The 19,929-nt window shown below is 76.2% G+C and carries 21 protein-coding genes; 6 read left to right on the plus strand and 15 right to left on the minus strand.

Annotation, left to right across the window (positions count from 1 at the left end):
• Window position 1: 1 nt before the first annotated feature.
• The 4 genes from KPL57_RS36140 to KPL57_RS36155 form a co-directional block, all read right to left on the minus strand.
• Window positions 2-835, minus strand: a complete 834-nt coding sequence (locus KPL57_RS36140; protein ID WP_226355035.1) for an ABC transporter permease — start codon at window positions 833-835, stop codon at window positions 2-4.
• Complete coding sequence (locus KPL57_RS36145; protein ID WP_226355036.1) at window positions 832-1,782, minus strand: ATP-binding cassette domain-containing protein; 951 nt, start codon at window positions 1,780-1,782, stop codon at window positions 832-834. Before KPL57_RS36145 ends, KPL57_RS36140 begins: the two co-directional genes overlap by 4 nt.
• Window positions 1,783-1,833: 51 nt before the next feature.
• Window positions 1,834-2,679, minus strand: coding sequence for a DUF4097 family beta strand repeat-containing protein (locus KPL57_RS36150; protein WP_226355037.1), 846 nt, complete (start codon window positions 2,677-2,679; stop codon window positions 1,834-1,836).
• A 67-nt stretch (window positions 2,680-2,746) separates the two neighbouring features.
• Complete coding sequence (locus KPL57_RS36155) at window positions 2,747-3,262, minus strand: hypothetical protein (RefSeq protein ID WP_226355038.1); 516 nt, start codon at window positions 3,260-3,262, stop codon at window positions 2,747-2,749.
• 94 nt (window positions 3,263-3,356) lie between these two features.
• Here KPL57_RS36155 and KPL57_RS70575 point away from each other — a divergent pair, with 94 nt between their 5' ends.
• Entirely contained in the window at window positions 3,357-4,601 is a 1,245-nt protein-coding gene (locus KPL57_RS70575) for a cytochrome P450 (protein ID WP_226355039.1), read from the plus strand.
• Window positions 4,602-4,656: 55 nt separating this feature from the next.
• Window positions 4,657-5,907: a sorbosone dehydrogenase family protein gene (locus KPL57_RS36165; RefSeq protein WP_226355040.1), complete on the plus strand. Its 1,251-nt coding sequence runs from the start codon at window positions 4,657-4,659 to the stop codon at window positions 5,905-5,907.
• Between the two features lie 51 nt (window positions 5,908-5,958).
• Here the strand turns inward: KPL57_RS36165 and dctA are convergent, their stop codons facing one another.
• Window positions 5,959-7,449 carry a C4-dicarboxylate transporter DctA gene (gene dctA / locus KPL57_RS36170; protein ID WP_226355041.1) on the minus strand — a complete coding sequence of 497 codons (1,491 nt, stop codon included), beginning with the start codon at window positions 7,447-7,449 and terminating at the stop codon, window positions 5,959-5,961.
• A gap of 129 nt (window positions 7,450-7,578) precedes the next feature.
• On the opposite strand from dctA, the gene KPL57_RS36175 reads away from it, so the two are divergent.
• On the plus strand, window positions 7,579-8,517 hold the full coding sequence (locus KPL57_RS36175; RefSeq protein WP_226355042.1) for a TAXI family TRAP transporter solute-binding subunit: 939 nt from the start codon (window positions 7,579-7,581) through the stop codon (window positions 8,515-8,517).
• Between the two features lie 10 nt (window positions 8,518-8,527).
• On the opposite strand, the gene KPL57_RS70580 is transcribed toward KPL57_RS36175, so the two are convergent.
• A complete protein-coding gene (locus KPL57_RS70580) occupies window positions 8,528-9,919 on the minus strand; it encodes a HAMP domain-containing sensor histidine kinase (protein WP_226355043.1) in 1,392 nt (463 codons plus the stop codon).
• A complete protein-coding gene (locus KPL57_RS36185; RefSeq protein ID WP_226355044.1) occupies window positions 9,916-10,587 on the minus strand; it encodes a response regulator transcription factor in 672 nt (223 codons plus the stop codon). Before KPL57_RS36185 ends, KPL57_RS70580 begins: the two co-directional genes overlap by 4 nt.
• A 95-nt stretch (window positions 10,588-10,682) precedes the next feature.
• Here KPL57_RS36185 and KPL57_RS36190 point away from each other — a divergent pair, with 95 nt between their 5' ends.
• Window positions 10,683-10,952 (plus strand): hypothetical protein, encoded by a 270-nt coding sequence (locus KPL57_RS36190; protein WP_226355045.1) that lies wholly within the window; start codon window positions 10,683-10,685, stop codon window positions 10,950-10,952.
• Between the two features lie 10 nt (window positions 10,953-10,962).
• On the opposite strand, the gene KPL57_RS36195 is transcribed toward KPL57_RS36190, so the two are convergent.
• From KPL57_RS36195 to KPL57_RS36205, 3 genes are all read right to left on the minus strand, one after another.
• Window positions 10,963-12,051, minus strand: coding sequence for an alpha/beta hydrolase fold domain-containing protein (locus KPL57_RS36195; RefSeq protein WP_226355046.1), 1,089 nt, complete (start codon window positions 12,049-12,051; stop codon window positions 10,963-10,965).
• A 44-nt stretch (window positions 12,052-12,095) separates the two neighbouring features.
• Complete coding sequence (locus tag KPL57_RS36200) at window positions 12,096-12,971, minus strand: CHASE3 domain-containing protein (protein WP_226355047.1); 876 nt, start codon at window positions 12,969-12,971, stop codon at window positions 12,096-12,098.
• Between the two features lie 74 nt (window positions 12,972-13,045).
• Window positions 13,046-13,672, minus strand: coding sequence for a TetR/AcrR family transcriptional regulator (locus KPL57_RS36205; protein ID WP_226355048.1), 627 nt, complete (start codon window positions 13,670-13,672; stop codon window positions 13,046-13,048).
• Between the two features lie 91 nt (window positions 13,673-13,763).
• Here KPL57_RS36205 and KPL57_RS36210 point away from each other — a divergent pair, with 91 nt between their 5' ends.
• Window positions 13,764-15,011: an FAD-dependent monooxygenase gene (locus KPL57_RS36210; protein WP_226355049.1), complete on the plus strand. Its 1,248-nt coding sequence runs from the start codon at window positions 13,764-13,766 to the stop codon at window positions 15,009-15,011.
• 14 nt (window positions 15,012-15,025) lie between these two features.
• Here KPL57_RS36210 and KPL57_RS36215 read toward each other — a convergent pair whose 3' ends face one another.
• The 3 genes from KPL57_RS36215 to KPL57_RS36225 form a co-directional block, all read right to left on the minus strand.
• Window positions 15,026-16,045: a HEAT repeat domain-containing protein gene (locus tag KPL57_RS36215; protein WP_226355050.1), complete on the minus strand. Its 1,020-nt coding sequence runs from the start codon at window positions 16,043-16,045 to the stop codon at window positions 15,026-15,028.
• A gap of 25 nt (window positions 16,046-16,070) precedes the next feature.
• Window positions 16,071-16,724, minus strand: coding sequence for a HEAT repeat domain-containing protein (locus tag KPL57_RS36220; protein ID WP_226355051.1), 654 nt, complete (start codon window positions 16,722-16,724; stop codon window positions 16,071-16,073).
• A 360-nt stretch (window positions 16,725-17,084) separates the two neighbouring features.
• The gene (locus tag KPL57_RS36225; protein WP_226355052.1) at window positions 17,085-18,068 is read right to left on the minus strand and encodes a YafY family protein; all 984 of its coding nucleotides are present in this window, start codon (window positions 18,066-18,068) and stop codon (window positions 17,085-17,087) included.
• 91 nt (window positions 18,069-18,159) lie between these two features.
• On the opposite strand from KPL57_RS36225, the gene KPL57_RS36230 reads away from it, so the two are divergent.
• Entirely contained in the window at window positions 18,160-18,555 is a 396-nt protein-coding gene (locus KPL57_RS36230) for a RidA family protein (protein ID WP_226356633.1), read from the plus strand.
• Between the two features lie 4 nt (window positions 18,556-18,559).
• Here the strand turns inward: KPL57_RS36230 and KPL57_RS36235 are convergent, their stop codons facing one another.
• Together KPL57_RS36235 and KPL57_RS36240 are read right to left on the minus strand one after the other, a co-directional pair.
• Complete coding sequence (locus KPL57_RS36235) at window positions 18,560-19,144, minus strand: hypothetical protein (RefSeq protein WP_226355053.1); 585 nt, start codon at window positions 19,142-19,144, stop codon at window positions 18,560-18,562.
• Window positions 19,138-19,839: a haloacid dehalogenase type II gene (locus KPL57_RS36240; RefSeq protein WP_226355054.1), complete on the minus strand. Its 702-nt coding sequence runs from the start codon at window positions 19,837-19,839 to the stop codon at window positions 19,138-19,140. The genes KPL57_RS36235 and KPL57_RS36240 overlap by 7 nt, the downstream gene beginning before the upstream one ends.
• Window positions 19,840-19,929 lie beyond the last annotated feature (90 nt).

The following is a 19,929-nucleotide window of genomic DNA, read 5'->3' on the forward strand; positions in this document are numbered from 1 at the left end:
CTCAGCGCGCCGCGCGGGTCTCGTAGAGCCGGCGCGACCACAGCAGGCTCCCGACGGTGATCACCACGCACCAGCCGACGGCGAGCGCGGCGTCGGTGCCGAGCCCGGCCCCGCTGCCGGGCCCGGCACCGAGCAGGCCGCGCAGGGTGTCGATGACCGGGGTGAACGGCTGGTAGGCGGCGAACCAGCGCAGCCCGGCCGGCAGCGAGTCCACGGGCACGAACCCGCTGCCCAGGAACGGCAGCAGCACCAGGAACATCGGGGTGTTGCTGGCCGTCTCCACGCTGCGGGCGGCCAGACCGAACGCAACGGTGAGCCAGGTCAGCGCGAGCGTGAGCAGCGCCAGCAGACCGGCGACGCCCAGCCACGCGAGCGGGCCCGCGTCGCTGCGGAACCCGAGCAGCAGCGCCACGCCGAGCACCACCACCAGGCCGACCGCGGTCTGGACGAACGCGCCGCCGACGTGCCCGGTGAGCACGCTGGACCGGGCGATCGCCATCGTCCGGAACCGGGCGACGACCCCCTCGGTCATGTCGGTGGCGACGCCGATCGCGGTGCCGAGCGCGACGCTCGCGACGGTCATCAGCAGCACGGCCGGGGTGATGAAGGCCAGGTAGGCGTCGCGGTCACCGCCCGGACCGGCCAGGCCGGCGCCCATCGTGGCGCCGAAGACGAACACGAACAGCAGCAGGAACACGATCGGCTGGCCGATCAGCATGATCGTCAGCGACGGGTAGCGGCGCAGGTGCCGGACCCGGCGGCGCAGCATCGTCGCCGAGTCGGCGACCAGCCGGGGACGGTCGAGGGGCGCGGTGTCCGTGACGGGGGCGCTCATGACGCGGCCACCTCCGGGGTGGTCGGGTGGCCGGTGAGGGCCAGGAAGACGTCGTCGAGGTCGGGCGTGTGGGTGGTCAGCTCCTCGGGCTCCACCCCGGTCCCGGCGAGGCGGTCCAGCAGGTCCCGCAGGTCGCGGGCCCCGGCGGCGGGCAGCTGCAGGGTCACCGCGGCCGGGTCGGCCACCGCCGCGGGCAGCACGGAGCGGGCGGCGGCGAGGGCGCCGTCGTCGGCGAAGCGCAGGCGCACGTGCCCGCCGGGGACCCGGGCCTTGAGCTGCGCCGGGGTGCCGCGCGCGACGAGCCGGCCCCCGTCCAGGACGGCGACGTCGTCGGCGAGCTGGTCGGCCTCCTCCAGGTACTGGGTGGTCAGCAGCACGGTCACGCCGCGGCCGACGAGGTCGCGCACGGCGTCCCACAGGTCGCGGCGGCTGCGCGGGTCCAGCCCGGTGGTCGGCTCGTCGAGGAACAGCACGTCGGGGTCGGCGACGAGGGTCATGGCCAGGTCGAGGCGGCGCCGCATCCCGCCGGAGTACGTCCCCGCGCGCCGGTCCGCGGCGTCGGCGAGGCCGAAGCGGTCGAGCAGCTCCCGGGTGCGGGCGCGGCCGGCGTCGCGGGGCAGGTGGTGCAGGTCGGCCATCAGCCGCAGGTTCTCCACACCGGTGAGCAGGCCGTCGACGGCCGAGAACTGGCCGGTCACCCCGATCGCGGCGCGGACGCCGTCGGGGTCGGTCGCCGGGTCGCGCCCGGCGATGCGGATGCGTCCGGAGTCCGGTGGCAGCAGCGTGGACAGGATCCGGACCAGCGTCGTCTTGCCGGCCCCGTTGGGGCCGAGCAGAGCGAGCACCGTCCCGGCGGGGACGTCGAGGTCGATGCCGCGGAGCACGGCGTGGTCGCCGTAGGACTTGTGCAGGGCGGCGACGGCGATCGCGGGCGGAGGTGTGGGCACGGTGGTTCCTCTCGTGGACGGGCTCGTGGGTGGGATCGCGGACGGCGGGGGTCAGGCGCGGCGGACGACGATGTCGCCCTCGCGGGACCGGGCGTGCACGGCGACGGTGTCGACGGCGTCGCCGTCCGGGGCCTCGCGCGGTGCGAGGTCGTTGCCGACCCGGCCGGTGGTGTCGAGGTCGAGCCAGGCGGCGCTGCCCTGCGCGACGCCGATCTCCAGCCGGCCGTGCGTGCTGGTCAGCGACACCTCGCCGCGGTGGACGCGGCCGAGCCGGACGTCGCCGTAGGCGGTGCGCACGCGGGCGCCCGCGCCGAGCTCGTCGACGTCGATGGGGCCGTGCGTGCCGGTCAGCTCGGCGTCGCCGGTCAGCTCGTCGGCGCGGATGCCGCCGTGCTTGCTGCTCAGCGTCGCGGTGCCGCCGATGCGGTGGATCTGCATGCCGCCGTGGTCGGAGCGGACCGTGGCGTCCCCGGTGACGGTGCCGCCGATCCGGACGTGGCCGAAGCCGGTGCTCAGGTCGGCGGAGGCGGCGTCGTCGACGCGGACGTCGCCGAAGCGGGTGCGGGCCTCGCAGGCCCCGAGCGGGCCCTCGACGACGATCCCGCCGTAGGTGGTGGCGGCGGTCAGCGCCGACCCGGCGGGCAGGGCGATCCCGACCTCGATCGAGCGGCCGGGGGTGCGCGGGGTGAGCTTCTGCAGCAGCCCGAGCTGCGGGCCGGTGACGCGCAGCTCCCGCCCGGTCAGTTCGACCCGGACCCGGTCGGCGTGGGCACGGTCGGCGTCGGAGCTGCGGACCTCGACGACGGTGTCGGTGCGGTCCGACGCGGTCACCCGCAGCTCGCCGATGGCGAGGTCGACGATCGCGGTGACGGGCTCGGGGGTGTCGTAGGTGGGCACGGGGCATCGCCTCCTCGGCGTCGCGGTGACGCCGTGAGTCAGGGGTGGGTGGCAGGGGTCGGGTGGCTCAGCCGAACCAGCCGACGCGGCCGCGGCGGGCGGCGTCGGGACGGTCGGGTGCGGTGGCGGGGCGGTCCAGCGCGGCCGCGGCCACACGGGTCAGCCAGGTGTTCACGCTGAGACCGTCCCGCCCGGCGGCCTCCTCGATCCGGGTCTTGAGCGTCTCCGGCGGCCGGAAGTTGATCCGGGCGACCGGCCCGGACTCGCCGTCGGCGCCCGCCGGCGCCGATGGCGCCACGGGTGGCGCCTCCGTCGTCGCCGGGGGTGCCGACGGTGCGGCCGACCCCGCGGTGACGACGAACTCGGGGTCGCTGCCGCGCAGCCGTACGTGCACCGACCCCGGTGCGAGCTCGAGGGTGATCTCGTCGGCCGCCGCGGCCAGCGCCTCGAGCAGGACCAGGCGGGTCGTCGACGTCAGGGGCGTGAGCAGCCGTTCCGCGGCCGCCCGCGTGTCCTCGCCCGCGGCCTCGCCCAGTGCGGCGAACTCGGTGCGCAGGCGGTCGACATATCCGTCCAACTCCATGGCGCAACTATGGCGCACGATGGCACCATCGTCAAGGGTGTGGCGCCACGGAGGTCGGTCGGCGGTGCGGGCTTGACCCTGCCGCGACGGCACGGTGTCCGATGGACCGGACCTGCTGACGCCGTCGAAGGAGTACGTCGTGGACCGCACCACCTGCCCGGTCGCCGCCTTCGGGCGCCTGCGCGAACAGGGGCCCGTCGTCGCGATGCCGGAGTCGCCGATGGGCGCCGCGTCGCTCGTCACCCGGCACGACGACGTGCACGCCCTGCTGCTCGACCCGCGGTTCCGCAACGACCCCACCGGGGTGCCCGGTGCCGGGGACGTCATGGGCGCGCTCCTGACGGGGCTCGGGCTGCCGCCGGACCTCGACCACCTCGGCCGGGGCCTGCTCGTCCGCGACGGCGCCGACCACGCCCGGCTGCGCCGGCTCGTCTCGCGGGCGTTCACCGTGCGCCGGGTCGCCGCGCTGCGCCCGCGCGTGGAGCAGCTCACCGCCGAGCTGCTCGACGACGTCGCGGCCGCCGGTGCCGACGGCAGTCCGGTCGACCTGCTGCCCACGGTGTTCCGCGCGCTGCCGATCGCGGTGATCTGCGAGCTCGTCGGCGTCCCGGTGGAGCAGCGCGGACTCTGGCGGGAGCTGGCCGCGCTGCTCGTCGCACCCGACCCGGAGCGGATGCCCGACGTGGCGCGCGCCGTCGTCGCGCAGATCCACGAGCTCGTCGCGGCCCGGCGGGCCGACCCGCGCGACGACCTGGTCGACGTGCTCGTCGCGGTGCACGACGACGGCGACCGGCTCACCGCCGACGAGCTGGACGTCCTGTTGTTCGACCTGGTCGTCGCCGGGTTCGAGACGACCTCGCACGTGCTGTCCCGGGCGACGCTGGCCCTGCTGACCCGGCCCGACCAGCTCGCGACGCTGCGCGCCGAGCCGTGGCGGTGGCCCACCGCGGTGCACGAGATCGTGCGGACCTGCGGCGCGGTCCCGGTGAGCACGCCCCGGTACGCGAGCACCGACGTCGTCGTCGGCGACACCCGGATCGCGGCGGGGGAGTCGGTGACGGCCGGGCTGGTCACCGCGAACTTCGACCCGCGCCGGCACGACCGGCCCGACGAGCTCGACGTGACCCGGGACCCGGGTCGTGGCGAGGGGCACCTCGGGTTCGGCCAGGGCGCCCACTACTGCCTGGGGGCCGCGCTGGCCCGCCAGGAGATCGAGGTGGCGCTGCACGCGCTGGTCGAGCGGTTCCCCGCGCTGCGGCTCGCCACGCCGGCCGACGGGCCGTCGGACCTGGGGTTCGAGCGCCTCGGGTCGCTCGAGGTGCGGGTCGACACGCCCTGACCGCCGGTGTTGCGCGACCACACCCGTGCTGCCGTCGTGCCCGGTTCCGGCCAGGATGACCGGTGTGACCCGTGACCCCCACCCCGCCCGTCTCCGCCGCGCCGGGACGGCGGCCGCGGCCGTCGCCCTGATGGTCGCCGCCGGGTGCGGCGCCGCAGCACCGGCGCCCGCCGGACCGGCGCCCGCGCCGCCCACCACCGACGCCCCGGCGGCGGCCGGGGACCTGGCGCCGGTCGTCGTCGCGGGCGGGCTCTCCCACGTCTGGAGCGTCGGGGTGCTGCCCGACGGGCGCGCGCTGGTCACCGAGCGGGACGGGCGCCTGTCGCTGCTCGCCTCGCTCGACCCGGGCACCGCGGTCACCCCGGTCGCCGCCGACCTCGGCGACGTGTTCGCCCGCGGCGAGGGCGGGCTGATGGGCCTGGCCGTGCACGCCGACTTCGCGACGTCGAACCGGTTCACCACCTGCCAGACCCATGCCGAGAACGGGAACCCGGTCGACGTCCGGCTGGTCACCTGGACGCTGTCCCCGGACGGGGCCACCGCGACCCGGGTCGCGGACCCGCTGGTCGGCGGCCTGCCGATCGCCTCGGGCGGACGGCACTCGGGCTGCCGGGTCGCCGTCGACGACGCCGGGGCGCTCGTCGTCGGGACCGGCGACGCGGCCATGCCCGCCACCCCGCAGGACCTCACCTCGCTCGGCGGCAAGACGCTGCGGGTCGACCCGGCCACCGGCGGGCCCGCGGCCGGCAACCCCTTCGCCGACGCCGCCGACCCGGCCCAGCGGCTCGTGTACACCTCCGGGCACCGCAACGTGCAGGGCGTCGCGGTCGAGCCGGGCACCGGGCGGGTCTTCACCGCCGAGCACGGCCCCACCCGCGACGACGAGGTGAACCTGCTGCGCCCGGGCGGCAACTACGGCTGGGACCCCTCGCAGGGCGGCACGGTGACCACCTACGACGAGTCGGTCCCGATGACCGACCGGGAACGCTTCCCCGACGCCGTCCCCGCCGTGTGGGCCTCCGGCAGCCCGCCCGAGGCGCTGGCCGGCGCCGCGTTCCTCGACGGCGACGCGTGGGGGCAGCGGAACGGGATGCTCGCCGTCGCCGCGCTGCGCGGGCAGAAGCTGCTGCTGATGCGGGTCGGCCCGGAGGGCACCGACGGCGCGGTCTCCGACGTCGAGATCCCGGCGGCGCTCGACGGGGACTCCGGCCGGCTGCGCGGGGTGTACGCCGTGCCCGGCGGTCCGCTGCTGGTCACGACCTCGAACGGCGACGGCGACCGGATCCTGCGGATCGACCCGAGCTGACCCCGCAACGTCGCCGCCGCGGGGCCGGCCCGGGCCGGTGGTCGTGCCGGGTCAGCGCCCGGGGTCGGTCCGTTCCCGCAGCTCGGTGCCGGTGGCGACCTCGCCGCCCCCGGTCCCGACGGTCGCCACGGCGGCCTTGCGCTCGACGGCGCGGGCGGCGTCGTCGTCGGTGCCGGGCTCCGCGGCGGCGTCGTTCTCGGCCCTCATGAGCTGGTCGACGTCGACCTGCCCGGGGTCGTCGAGCACGGCCCGCAGCCGGTCGCGGTCCAGCTCCCCGGTCCAGCGGGCGATGACGAGGGTGCCGATGCCGTTGCCGGTGAGGTTGGTCAGCGCGCGGCCCTCGGACATGAACCGGTCGATGCCCACGATCAGGGCCAGCCCGACCAGCGGGATGATGTGGTCGAACGCCGCCAGCGACGCGGCGAGGGTCACCAGCCCGGCGCCGGACACCCCGGCCGCGCCGTTGGACGAGATCAGCATGAACAGCAGGATCCCGATCTGGGTGGCGAGCGGGACGTCCACGCCGAACGCCTGGGCGATGAACATCGCGCCCATCGTCATGTAGATCGCGGTGCCGTCGAGGTTGAACGAGTAGCCGGTGGGGATGGTCAGCCCGACGACGTGCTTCGGCGTGCCGGCCGCCTCCAGCTTGCGCATCATCCGCGGCAGCACCGTCTCCGACGACGACGTGCCGAGCACGATCAGCAGCTCGTCCTTGATGTAGCGCAGGTACTTGAGCAGCGAGAACCCGGCGAGCCGGCAGATCGGGCCGAGCACCACGAAGATGAAGATCAGGCAGGTCGCCCAGAAGGTCAGCATGAACCCGGCCAGGCTGCCCAGGATCGAGCTGCCGTGCTGGCCGATGGTGAACGCGATCCCGCCGAACGCGCCGAGCGGGGCGACCCACATGACCAGCTTGATCACGCCGAACATGACCTGGGCGAACGAGTCCAGGGCCCGGGTGATGCCCTTGCCCCGTTCGCCGAGCATGGTGATCGCGACGCCGACCAGGATCGCCAGCAGCAGCACCTGCAGGAGCTGGCCGTCGGTGAAGGCCGAGGCGAACGAGTCCGGCACCAGCGCCAGCAGGAAGTCGGTGATGCCCCCGCCCGCGGCGGCCCCGGCCGACTCGATGGTGGAGTCCGCGGCCGAGCCGTCGAAGCTCTCCCGGTCGTAGCCGAGCCCGACGCCCGGGGCGATGACGTTGATCGTCAGCAGGCCCAGGGCCAGCGCGATCAGGGTGGTGACGTTGAAGTAGACCACCGTGCGCCCGGCGAGCCCGCCGACCTTGGCGAGGTTGCCGAGACCGGCGATCCCGACCACCACGGTCGCGAAGATGACCGGCGCGATCACCACCTTCACCAGGCTGATGAACAGCGTGGCGAGCCACTGCATCTGCGCGCCCACCTCGGGCAGCAGCAGGCCGACGAGGATCCCCGCGGCGATGCCGGCGAGCACCCAGACGTAGAGGTGCTTGTAGATCGGGGTCCTCGTCCGGGGCCGTGGTGCGGCCGGGACGGCGTCCGCCGTTGGACTGCTCATGCTCGCTCCCTCGCGTGACGATGCTGGACGGAGAGTGGTCGGGCGGGGCGTCGCGCGGGGCCGGACGGCCGGAATCTTGGGCTGTTCTTGGGATTACCGGCATACCGGACGAAAACGTAGGATGCGGACATGGCCGGATGGTCGCGCCGCGACGTGCTGCGCGGCGGCGGACTGCTCGCCGGGACCCTGCTCGCCGGTGGTGCGCTGACCGGCTGCGCGGCGCCGCCACCCCGCCCGCCGTCGCCGTTCCGGCTGGCCACGGGCCCGGAGGGGGCGGTCTACCGCGAGATCGGCGCCGCGCTGGCCGGGCTGCTGGACCGCGAGTGGGGCCGCGAGGTCGTCGAGGTCGTGCACACCGACTCGGCCCCGGAGAACGTCGCGCTGCTGACCTCCGGGCGGGCCGAGCTGGCGTTCGTCAACGTCGACGTCGCGCTCGCCCACCCGGAGCCGGTCGTCGCGCTGGCCCGGGTGTTCGACTCGGTGCTCCACGCGCTCGTGCCCGCCGCGAGCCCGGCCCGCGACGCCCGCGACCTCGACGGCCTGACCCTCGCCTGCGGTGCGCCGCGCTCCGGGACCCGGTTCGTCACCGAGCGGCTGCTGGAGGTCGCCGGGGTCCGGGCGACGCTGCGCAGCCACACCCAGGCCGACTCGGTTCGGGCGTTCCGGGCGGGGGAGGTCGACGGCGTCCTGAGCCTCACCGGCATGCCGACGCCCGCGGTCACCGAGCTGGCCTCCTCCGGCGGGGTCCGGCTGCTGGACCTGACCGCACAGGTGGAGGCGCTGATCGCGCGGCACCCGCTGGAGTACGTGCCGGTCGTGGTGCCCGCGACGATGTACCCGCCGCTGGAGGCCGCGCCCGCCCCGGCCGTCCCGACGCTGCTCGCGGTGTCGCCGTCGATGGACGACGCCCTCGCGCACTGGCTCACCGACCAGCTGTTCGCCCACTCCGACGAGCTGTCCCGGGTCCGGCTGGAGGCGGGCCAGATCAACCCGCGCACCGGCGCGGCGACGACGCCGGTCCCGCTGCACCCGGCCGCGCGCCGCTGGTTCCGCGGCCACAAGCCCTGACCTCCGTGCGCTACCCCGGTGCCACGGTGACGACCGCGGTGAGGCCGCCGCCCGGGGTGGCGTCGAGCGACAGCGTGCCGCCGGCGTCGTCGAGCACCTGCGCGACGATCGCCAGCCCCAGACCGGTGCCCGGCACGTTCTGGTCCCGCGGCGAGCGCCAGAAGCGCTCGGTGGCCCGCCGCCGCCCGGCGGGGTCGAGCCCGCGGCCGTCGTCGGCGACGGCGAGGCGGTAGCCGCCGTCCGGGGTCGCGGCCCCGCGCACGGTGAGGGTGCGCCCGGCCGAGAGCCGGCAGGCGTTCGCGACCAGCTCGTCGACGGCGGCGGCGAGCCCGCCGGTGGGTTCGCGCACCGTGGTGGCGGTGTCGGCCAGCTCGGCGGTGAAGGCCAGCCCGGCGTCGTCGGCCACGCCCCGCCAGACCTCGGCGCGCCGCCCGAGCGCCCCGGCGACGGTCGCGGTGCCCGCCGGGCGGTCCCGCAGTGCGGTCGCGGCGAGCATCCCGTCGACGACCGAGCTCATCCGGTCCAGGTCGTCGACGGCGTCGTCGTAGGTCGCGCGGGCGTCCGGGTCGCGCTCGGACAGGTGCGGGGCGAGGTTCTCCACCGACAGCCGGGCCGAGGCGATCGGGTTGCGCAGCTGGTGCGCGGCGTCGGCGACGAAGCGCTGCTGGCGCTCGATGGTGCGGTGCACGGCCTCGACCATGTCGTTGAACCCGGCGGCGAGGTGACGCAGCTCCGGCGGGCCGCCGGCCGGGGCGGCCCGGGCACCGAGGTCACCGGCGCGGACGGCGGCGGCGCTGCGCTCCAGGTCGGTGACCGGCCGCAGGATCCACCGCGTCATCGGGCCGACCGCCCCGATCACCAGGGCCGCGACCAGGGCGAACAGCCCGCCGAGCAGGGCCCAGTCGCGCAGGATCTCCCCGCGGACGGTGTCGGTCGGCACCGCGAACACCAGCGCCGCGACGACCTGTGAGTCCCGCCCGACCGGCGTCACGACGATCTCGTCGGCGGTGTCCCACGGCCATACGGTGCGCTCCAGCGGCGGCAGCCGCCCGGCCATCGCACCGGTGAGCCGGGGCAGCGCCGCGTCCGGCGGGCTGCCCGCGTGCCCGGGCCCGGTCGCGTGCAGGACGTGCTGCTCGCGGTCGAGGAACCAGACGCCGGTGTCGTACAGGTCGGCGTACTCGTCGAGCTCGGCACGCAGCCGAGCCAGGTCGGCCTCCAGCGCGGTGCCGCCGGTCAACGCGGTCAGCGCCAGCACCGAGAACCGCGACGCGTCGGCGAGCCGGTCCGAGACCAGCGTGGCGGTGTGCCGCTCGGCGACCGTCGCCGCCGTCGGCACCAGCACCCCGAGCAGCAGCAGGACCAGCAGCGGGGTGACCGCGACGACGAGCCGTCGCCTCACGGCCCGGCCTGGTAGCCGATCCCGCGCAGGGTGCGGATCCGCAGGCGCCCCTCGACCTTCCCGCGCAGCGTCGCCATGTGGGTGTCCAGGGTGCGTGAGCGCGCCTCGGACGGGGCCGACCACACCCGGTCGAGGATGACGCCGCGCTCGACCGGGCCGTCGTGGGTGAGCAGCAGCGCCAGGACGGCCGACTCGGTCGCGGTGAGGGCGACCGACCAGCCGTCGTCGGTGTCGGACAGGGTCCGGGCGGTCACGTCGAGCTCGAGCGACCCCCGCCGGTGCACGACCGGCGCCGGCGCCTCGCGCAGGGCGCGGGTCCGCCTGCTGACGGCCTCGATCCGGGCGAGCAGCTCGGCGAGGCTGAACGGCTTCACGACGTAGTCGTCGGCACCGGCGCGCAGCCCGACGACCCGGTCGGTCTCGCCGTCCTGCGCGGTGACGATCAGGACCCCGGTCGCCGGGTGGTCGCGCAGCCGTCGCACGACGGCGGAGCCGTGCCCGTCGGGCAGCCCCATGTCGACCAGGGCCAGGTCGGGGACCTGCTCGGCGATGGCCTCGTACGCCTCGGCGACGTCGGCGGCGCGCACGACCCGGTAGCCCGCGCGCAGCAGGGCGCGCACGAGGCCGCGGGCCACGCGGTCGTCGTCCTCGACCACCAGGATGCGCACGAGGCCCAGGATAGTCCGACAAGGCAGACAAAACGCGCAGAAAGGGTGCCCGGAGGTCTGAACCGCCCGGAGTCGGGTAGGCGGCGCGGATGGTCGTGCCCGAGGAACCCGTGACGGTGTCGCTCCCGGCCGGGGCGGCGCTGTCCGGGCTGTCCGCCTACGACGTCTGGGTCCGCTACGCGGGTCTCGGCGGGACCGGCACCGAGCACGACGTCGCCGACATGCTGACCGACCCGGCGGCGGGTGCCCGGGCCGACCGGGTCCTGCTCGCCCGGGTGCTCGACGCGCACCTGGTCGTGCTGGGGTGCCGCCGCCGGGTGCGCCCGGACACCGGCGACGACCCGGCCCCGCCCGCCGTGTCCTGACCCGGCGGGCTCAGCCGCGCACCGACCGGGCGAAGCCGACGACGTCGCGCACGGCGTGCGCGTAGACGTCGGGCATCGCGTCGCGGAACAGGATCATGCCGACGTGGCAGAGCCCCGGGTACACGAGCCCGACCGACGGCACCCCGGCGGCGAGCAGCCGACGGTGGTGGGCGAGCCCCTCGTCGCGCAGCGGGTCCAGCTCTGCGCACGCGATGACGTGCGGCGGGAGCCCCTGCAGGTCCTCGGGGCCTGCGGCCGCGGCCCAGCAGGTCGGGTCGTCGGCGTGCGCGGAGCCGGGGTCGTAGACCTCGGCGAGCAGCGGGAACAGCTCCCGGTTGAGCCAGTAGCGGTCGTTCTCCCACAGCGACGCCAGGTCCGCGGGCGGCCGGTCCCAGGACCCCAGCACGTAGGGGCACTGGGCGTAGACCCCGGCGATCCGCCCGGACCAGCCGTCGCGCCCGGCCCGGATCGCCAGCCCGAGCGCGAGGTTCGCCCCGCCGGAGTCCCCGGTGACGACGACGTGCGTGCCGCCCAGCTCGGTGAGGTGCTCGTGCACCCAGTGCAGGCCGGTGACGCAGTCGTCCAGGCCCGCCGGGAACGGGTGCGGCCCGAGCCGCCCGCCGCCGTTGCGGTACTCGACCCCCACGACGACGGCGCCCTCGGCGGCCAGCTCGTCGCGCCAGCGCACGTAGAGCGGTCCCTCGGCGGCCAGCATGACCATCCCGCCGCCGTGGACCTGGTAGATCACCGGCAGCGGCCCGTCGACGCCGGTGGGGCGGTGCACGTACAGGGTGATCGGGTGCCCGTCGGCGCCCGGGACGGTCCGGGTCGTGCGGTCGACCCCGGCCGGCGGGGTCCAGCCCGTGGCGAGCGCGGCGAACAGGCCCTCGAAGCCCTCCTCGGCGGCGTCGACGAAGCCGAGCAGCGCCGGGCGGCCCGCGGTGCGGTCGAGCGGGGCGTCGTCGGCGTGCCCGGTCAGGCCGAAGCCCTCCAGCACCGCGACCATCCGCGGGTCGGCCCGCGGGTCGTCGCCGATCGTCGTCGCCGGGTCCCCGAGCCTGCCGGGTGCGCGGGTGGATACGGAGGCGTCGGTGCTCATGCGGGCTCCTCGGGCAGCGGGTGGGCGCCCGATCGTGTCCCGCGTCACACGCGTCCGTCAACGGCGTCGTCGCGCCGCGCCGGGACCGCCGGTTCGAGCAGGTGGACCTCCCGTTCGAGCTCGCCCATCCGGTCCCGCTTCACCGGCGGCGGCTCGGGCACCGGGCCGCCCTCGCGGATGACGCGCACGGTGTCGGCGAGCCGGTCCACCCGGCGCAGGATGCCGTTGCGGTGCAGGAACCAGGCGAGGAACCGGGTCAGCACGGCGACCGCGAGCGCGATGCCGACCGACAGGTAGTCGCGGAGGCGGATCTGGTTGATCTCGTCGATGCGGTCGTCGAGCAGCTCGCGTTCGCCGGTCCGCATCTGGTCGACGCGGCTGCGGATGCCGTCCATGAGGTTCTTGCCGTAGGCGAGGTCCTGCCGGATCTCGCCGTCGGTGTCCCCACCCGCGGCGACGACGTCGCGCTGCCGGGCCAGGTCGGTCATCTGCTTCGACGTCAGGTCCCGCAGCTCGGCGATCCGGGCCAGCTTGTCCGTGCGCGGCTTCTCCCCGGGCTCCGCCGCGGCCAGTGTCTCCAGCCGTCCCAGCACCGTCGGGAGCTCCGCCGACGCGTCGGTGAACGGCTCCAGGTACTCCGTGCGCCCGGTGAGCTGGTAGCCGCGCACGCCGGTCTCGGCGTCGACCATGAGCGTGGTGAGCTCGCCGAGCGAGCCGGTCATCTCGAACTTGCGCTGGATGTCGGTCTCGATGTCGACGCGCTGCAGGTTCCCGGTCAGGGCCAGCCCGGCCGAGATCAGTACCGCGACGAGCGGCAGTCCGATCGTGATGCGCCCCTGCACCCGCATGGGGAGGTCGTTCCAGTACCGCAGGACGGGGCGCGCCGGAGCGCTCAGGGTGTCGCGAAGGCTCCTGGCCACCGCGGGAGTCTACGGACGGGTGATGCCGGCCGGCCCGTCCGAGTGGCGGCGGCCGCCGGGGGTGGCCGACTCCGCTATCCCGGGTGCCGGTCGTCGACCGCTCCCGCGGACCGTTCGGCCGTGTCGGGCGTCGACGACGCCCGGACGACGGCCAGGGCGGCGTCGACCAGGCGCCCGGTGTCGGTCGCGGGGTCGAGGGGGGCGCCGAGCTGCGCCCACACGTACGCGGGGTAGATCACGAGCTCGACGAGCTGCAGTCCGCCCACGCCCGTCACGCCGGCGGCCTCCAGCATCGCGCGGAAGTCGTCGACGCGCGGCTGCATGATCGTCATGACGTCCTGCGGGTCCGTCGAGGCGCGGGAGGCGGCGATCAGCGCACGGAGCATCCCGAGTGCGCGCGGGCCGCGCAGGCTGGTCAGGAGGCGGCCGACGTAGTCGGTGAGGTCGGCGTGCAGGTCGCCGCTCGCCGGGACCGGGGACGACGTCTGCACGTCACCGACCACGGCGTCGAGCAGCAGCGACTCGATGGTCCGCCATCGCCGGTAGACGGTGGTGGGGTGCACCCCGGCGCGCTCGGCGACCGCGGGGACGGTGAGCTCCGCGTCCGGGTCGGCGAGCGTCTCGCGGACGGCGGCGAGGACGGCCTCCCGGGTCCGCGCGGTGCGTCCACCCGGGCGTATCGATCCGGTCGTCTCGGGCATGCGGCCACAGTAATGCATCGCCGATTGCGTTTGCAGGCGTTGTCGGTCTACCGTTAACGCAGTCGGAGTTGCATGACTGGGGAGAACGCGGATGGCACACGCACTCGTCGTCGGGGCCGGGATCGCCGGCGAGACCCTGGCCGTCACCCTGGCCCGGGACGGATGGCGCGTCACCGTGGTCGAGATCGCGCCGGCGCTCCGTACCGGTGGTCAGACGGTCGACCTGCGCGGGGACTCCCGCCAGGTCCTGGTCGACCTCGGGCTGATCGACGAGGTGCTCGGGCACCTCGTGCCGCAGCGGGGGATCGCGTGGATCAGGGCCGACGGCAGCCGGACGGCCGCGATGCCGGTCGAGGCCTTCGGCGGCAACGGGCTCATCTCGACCGAGGAGCTCCTCCGGTCCGACCTCGCCCGCGTGCTCCACGCGGCGGCCCGTGACGCGGGCGTCGAGCACCGGTTCGCCGACACCGTCGAGCAGCTCACCGACACGGCGGACGGTGTGGAGGTGCGGTTCCGCTCCGGCTCCGCGGAGGTGTTCGACATCGTCGCCGGGGCGGACGGGTCGCACTCCCGGATCCGGTCCCTGCGCTTCGGCCCGGAGCAGGCGTACCGGCGGCCGCTGGGCCTGGCCCACGCCTGGTTCACGCTGGAGGAGGGGCCCGGCACGCCGCCGCTCGACGGGTGGGCGCTGTCCTACAACGAGCCCGGGTGCCGCGGGCTGACCGCGCGGCCCGGGCACGCGGGGCAGCAGGAGGTCGGGATGACGTTCGCGGCCTCGGCCGTCCCCCGCGACCGGGACGCGCGGCTCGCCACGCTGGAGGACGCCTTCGGGGGCGCTGGGTGGCGGGCCGCGGAGTTCCTCGCCGCCGCACGCACCGCCCCGGACCTCGCACTCGACACCTACGACCAGATCCACGTCGACGGATCCTGGTCCGACGGGCGGGTCGTGCTCGTGGGCGACGCCGCCTGGTGCGCGAGCCCGCTGAGCGGACTCGGCACCGCGCTCGGTCTGCGCGGAGCGGCGGAGCTCGCCGCGGCGCTGCGGGGGCATGCGGTGTCCGCGGAGCCGACCGCGGAACGGATCCGGGCGGCCTTCTCGACGTTCGAGGCCGCGATGCGGCCCCGCGCGACCGCCGCGCAGAAGCTCCTCCCCGGGCGCGTCCGCATGGTGGCGCCGAGGACCCGGTGGGGCATCCGGGCCAACGCCCTGCTGATGCGGGTCGTGCAGGCCCGCGTCCTCCTGCCGCTCGTCGCGTTCCTCGCCGGCGGTCGCGGCCACGACGACGCCGCCACGGGTGCCGGGCCGTCCGTGCGCGGCCGGTCCCGCCACGCCGGGTGACGTGTGGGGTGCGCTCAGACCCGGCGTTCCGCGAAGGCCCCCGCGACGAGCGCGACGGTCCGGTCGGTGTCGTCGGCGAGCCGGCGGAGCACGTCCTGCGGGCCGGGGCCGGGCAGCTCGACCAGAGCCTGTGCGACCCGGATCCGGGTCGCGGGGTCGGTGCCGTCCAGGTCGCGGGTCAGCGCAGCGAGAACGTGCCCGGTGGTCGCCGGGTCCTCGTGCGACAGCAACGCGAGGATCTCCGCGGCCTCGACGTCGTCGACGCCCGCGCGCACCATCGCCACCAGCTCCGGGACGGCTCCGACGCCGCCGGCCCGCCCGACGGCCGTCGCGGCGCGGCGACGCACCACCGGGTCCGGGTCGGCGAGGGCGTCGACGAGCGCCGCGTGCGCCGCCGGGGACGGTGCGGCGTCGGCCAGCGCGTCGGCCGCCCTCCGCCGGACCCCGGGATCGCCCGAGCGCAGACCCGCCGCGAGCGCGGCCACGGCCGCCCCGCCCGGGTCGCCCGCGCGGGCCACGGCCCGGCGCAGGGCCCAGCGCAGCGCGCCCGCGGCGTGCGGGTCGGTCTCGGCGAGCAGCGTGCGGGCCAGCACCTCCGCGGGCAGCGCGGGCCCGTCGCCCGCGGCCAGCGCGGCCTGCTGGCGGCGCCCCGCCGTGGCCGAGGCGAGCTCCCGCAGCAGCCCGACGACGTCGGCGACCTCCGCCCACGTCCCCGGCCCGGCGGCGTCGACGGTGCGCAGCCGGGCGAGCAGCTCCCGGTCCCGTTCCAGGCGCTCCTCGGTGGCCCGGACCAGGTCCGTGACCAGCGCGGACGGGTCGAACCCCGGGTCGCTCAGGGCGTCGCGGACCTGGGCCAGCGAGAGCCCGAGCGTCCGCAGACCCTCCACGTGGAAGAGCCTGCGGACGTCGGCGGGGGAGTACTCCCGGTAGCCGCCGACGGTGCGTCCGGTCGGCCGGAGCAGGCCGACGGCGTCGTAGTGGCGCAGCATCCGCACGCTCACCCCGTTGCGGCGGGCGACCTCCCCGATCAGCACGGCGCCCCGCCCGGTTCGGCGCCGCTCAGCACGACGCCACCTCGTGTCCCGGGCCGAGCGCGACCACCCGGCGGGCCTGTTCCACGGCGTCGTCGAACCCCGCGTCGGGGTCGGCGCGCAGGAGCAGGGTGGCCCGTGCGTGCGTCGCGACCGCCGGGTCCGGGGCGGCCGCGGCCCGGGCCAGGACGGCGTCGGCCGCCTCGCCCAGGTCGGTCAGCGCCCGGGACAGGCTCAGCCGCACCGCCCGGTCGCCCCGGCCCAGCTGCCGGCCCAGCTCCGCGGCGAGCGCGGGCCGGCCGTCGGCGGGGACGAGCACGACGGCGGTGCGCCACGCGGTGCGGGCGACCTCGTCGTCGGGGTCGCGCAGCAGGGCGGGGGTGACCCGGGCCGCGCTCGCCGGGTCGGCGATCTTGGACAGGGTGTGCAGCGCCTGGGCCCTGGCCCGCGGCCGCGGCGAGTCCAGCTCGACGTACAGCCGGGGCAGCACGGTCGCGGCGGGGAGCCGGGTCAGCGCCCAGGACAGCATGTCGCGGACGAAGAAGTCCGGCTCCTCGCCGCAGCGCACCACCAGGGCGTCGAGCAGGGCCGGGTCGGCGGCCGACCCGGCGGCGAGCGCGGCCCGCAGCCGGACCGACGGGTCGGTGGCGGACAGGGACGCGGTGATGTCCGGTGGTGTCATGACCGCCACCCCAGCGCCTGTCACGGTGTCAGGGTCAAGCCCGCCGCGCCGCGGGCGCACGCGACGGCGACCACCGGATCGCGGGGCCCGCTGCGCCCGGCGAGGACGGTGCGTCCTCCGGCGCCGCGTCGGCAGGGTCCGGCTCACGCGGGCACCGCGACGTGGCCGGCGACCCGCGCGCCGAAGCCGGCGAGGGGCCCGGTCGGCAGCTCCCGCGCCGCGTCGGACCGCAGGGTCCCCTCCGCGCCGAGCATCTCGTCGCTCCCGCCCAGGTAGGCCTCCGGCTGACATCCCGTCGTACCACCACGGTAGCGACCGACCGACCGACGGTCGGTCCAGGTGCGACGGTCGGCCGTGCCGTCAGCCCGCCGGGCCGGGGGCGGGACGCGCGTACCGCTCGGCCAGCGCACGGGCCCGGTCGTGCAGCGCGTCCCGCAGCCACGGCGGATCCAGGGCCTCGCCCGCCCCGCCGAGCTGCCACAGCGCCCACTCGGCGTGCCTGCGGTCCTGGAAGTCGACGTCGAGACGCAGCGACCCGCCGTCGTCGACGGTCTCGGTGTGCACCGTGACGGCGGTGTCGGTCAGCACCGCACGGTGCGACGGCGCGACCCGCACCGTCACCCGCACCCGGTCCGGCCCGGCGCGGAACCGGGCGGAGTGCTCGCGCCAGGTCCGGTCCAGGTCGACCCGGTCGGGTCGGTCCGCCGGGTCGGGCAGCACCTCGGCGACGGTGATCCGGGACAGCCGGTAGGTGCGCTGCTCCCCGGAGCGGTGCGCCAGCAGGTAGCCCGTCCCGCGGACGGTGACCAGCCCGACCGGGTCGACGGTGCGCCACCGTTCCGGTGCCACCGGGGCGGCGTAGCGGATGCGCAGCCGACGACCCTCCAGGACGGCCCGCCGGACCGGCCCGACGACGGCGCCCGGCACGTCCTCCTCGGTGCGTCGCCGCGCGAGCAGGTCGGTGTCGGGCTCGACGAGCAGCCGCTCCGCGACCTCGACGGCCGGATGCCCCGGCGGCAGCGCGTCGACCACCTTCAGCACGGCCGACGCGAGCGCCGAACCGAGCCCGAACGCCTGCACCCCGTGCCGGGACCCCGCCGCGATCAGGGCGACGGCCTCGTCGTGGGTCAGTCCGGTCAGCTCGCTGCGGAACCCGGGCATCAGCGCGAAACCGCCCTGCGGCCCGCGCCACACCTGCACCGGCACCCCGGCGCCGGACAGCGCGTCGATGTCGCGCAGCACCGTGCGGGTCGACACCTCCAGCTCGGCGGCCAGGGCGGGGGCGGACATCCGGCCGCGCCGGCGCAGCAGCAGCACCAGGGTGACCAGCCGGTCGGCACGCACGCCGGAAACCTAGCCGACGTACACGACAGGAGATGTCGTGTACGGGGGCGACGCTGGGGTTCCACACAGGAGAGAGGACGCACGGATGACGGTGGAACGGATCTCGGTCAACCCGGTCACCTGGTCGCAGCCGATGGGGTTCGACCAGGCGGTCGTGGTGTCGGGGGTGACCCGCACGGTGTACTGCTCGGGGCAGACCGCGATGAGCCCGGACGGGGTGCCGCTGCACGACGACGACCTGCCCGCCCAGCTCGCGACGAGCCTGGACAACCTGGAAGGCGTGCTCGCCGCCGCCGGCACGGGCCTGGCCGGCCTGGTGCGGCTGACCGTGTTCGCGACCGACGTCGACGCCCTGCTGGAGCACTACGGTGTGCTCGCCGCCCGGCTGGGGGCCGCCGGCGTCGCCCCGGCCACGACGCTGCTCGGGGTGACCCGGCTCGCGGTCCCCGGCCAGCTCGTCGAGCTGGAGGGGACCGCGGTGGCGTGACCGGTCACGGCCGCTGCTCCAGCCACGGCCGCAGCTCCTCGCGGTCGTAGCCGACGCCGGGCGGGATCAGCGTGAGCATCCGCCGGACCCGCTCGGCGGCGTCGCGGGTGAGGTGGAAGTCGTCGTCACGGGTCATCGGCTGCTCCGGGCCGAACCGGCGGGCGGCCCCGACGATGTGCGGCACCTCCGTGCGCAGGTCGTCGAGGTCGTCGCCGGCGACGGCGGGGTCCAGGCCGGCGTCGCGCAGTCGCTCCCCGGGGTGGGAGAGCTGCTCGGTGAGCCAGCCCCACGGGTCCGTGGTCAGCCCGGGGGAGAAGACCCGGTCGCTGGGCTCGACGCCGTCGAAGTGGGGGTGCACGTGGGCTGCGGCCCACGCGCCGGGCCGATCGGTGCGGTCGAACAGGTCGGCCCGCCAGAACGGCGTGTCCACGACCAGCCGCTGCGCCGCGGACTCGCTGCCGCGGTGCGGCTGCGGGTCGAGCAGGAGCAGCTCCACCCGGGCGCCGCGTTCGGTCGTGGCGTCCGGCCCGATCTCGAACCAGCGCCGCACCTGTACGGCGAGCCGGGTGAAGGAGAAGGTGATCAGCACGGGTGGGCTCCCGGTCGGCTGGTGGCGAGCGTCGCGGCGAGCTCGGCCATGTCGGTCACGTGCAGGTCGACGCAATCGTCGTCGGCGGGCGGGTCCCCGCCGGGGCGGGGCAGGTACGCGGTGCGCATCCCGGCCGCCGCCGCACCCCGAAGATCCCACGCGTGCGCCGCGACGAGCAGGGTCCGCCCGGGTGGGACCCCGGCGAGGTCGACCGCGAGCCGGTAGACCGCCGGCGCGGGCTTGTAGGTGCGCGTGTCCTGCGCCGAGAGTGCCTGGTGCCAGCGCAGCCCGGCGCCCGCGGCGAGGCGCAGCAGCGTCGTGCGGCTCGCGTTCGACAGGCCGACCACCGGGAACGCGCGGGCGAGCCGGGCCAGGCCGTCGGCCGAGTCCGGCCACGCCGGCAGCCGGGTCCCGGCGTCGCCGAGGGTCGCGACGACGTCCGGGTCGTCGACCCCGGCGGCCCGCGCGACGACGGCCGCGGCCTCGGCGTCCAGCACGTGGCCGGGCACGAACGCCCGCCCGCCCCCGACGATGCGCTCCTGCTCGCCCGCGACGTGCGCCTGCCACAGCCGGGCCAGGTCCGCGGCGGTGCCCTGGTCCATGCCGGGCACGGCCGCGGCGACCGCGTCGCGCAGGCCGGACGGCTCGTCGACCAGCGTGCCCAGCACGTCGAACACGACGACGTCGATCGTCATCAGCGGCTCCCCGGGATCGTCCGGCGACGGCGTCACCGGTTCGACTGGTGACGCAGTTTGCGGGACCGATGCGTCACCGGTCAAGATGGT

The sequence above is a fragment of the Pseudonocardia sp. ICBG601 genome (assembly GCF_020496245.1).

Excerpts from the sequence above, each read along its gene's own strand:
- KPL57_RS36240 (WP_226355054.1), bottom strand. The coding sequence starts at position 19,839 with ATGACGATCGACGTCGTCGTGTTCGACGTGCTGGGCACGCTGGTCGAC.
- KPL57_RS36220 (WP_226355051.1), bottom strand. The coding sequence starts at position 16,724 with ATGACACCACCGGACATCACCGCGTCCCTGTCCGCCACCGACCCGTCG.
- KPL57_RS36210 (WP_226355049.1), top strand. The coding sequence starts at position 13,764 with ATGGCACACGCACTCGTCGTCGGGGCCGGGATCGCCGGCGAGACCCTG.
- KPL57_RS36205 (WP_226355048.1), bottom strand. The coding sequence starts at position 13,672 with ATGCCCGAGACGACCGGATCGATACGCCCGGGTGGACGCACCGCGCGG.
- KPL57_RS36195 (WP_226355046.1), bottom strand. The coding sequence starts at position 12,051 with ATGAGCACCGACGCCTCCGTATCCACCCGCGCACCCGGCAGGCTCGGG.
- KPL57_RS36140 (WP_226355035.1), bottom strand. The coding sequence starts at position 835 with ATGAGCGCCCCCGTCACGGACACCGCGCCCCTCGACCGTCCCCGGCTG.
- KPL57_RS36165 (WP_226355040.1), top strand. The coding sequence starts at position 4,657 with ATGACCGGTGTGACCCGTGACCCCCACCCCGCCCGTCTCCGCCGCGCC.
- KPL57_RS36155 (WP_226355038.1), bottom strand. The coding sequence starts at position 3,262 with ATGGAGTTGGACGGATATGTCGACCGCCTGCGCACCGAGTTCGCCGCA.
- dctA (WP_226355041.1), bottom strand. The coding sequence starts at position 7,449 with ATGAGCAGTCCAACGGCGGACGCCGTCCCGGCCGCACCACGGCCCCGG.
- KPL57_RS36175 (WP_226355042.1), top strand. The coding sequence starts at position 7,579 with ATGGCCGGATGGTCGCGCCGCGACGTGCTGCGCGGCGGCGGACTGCTC.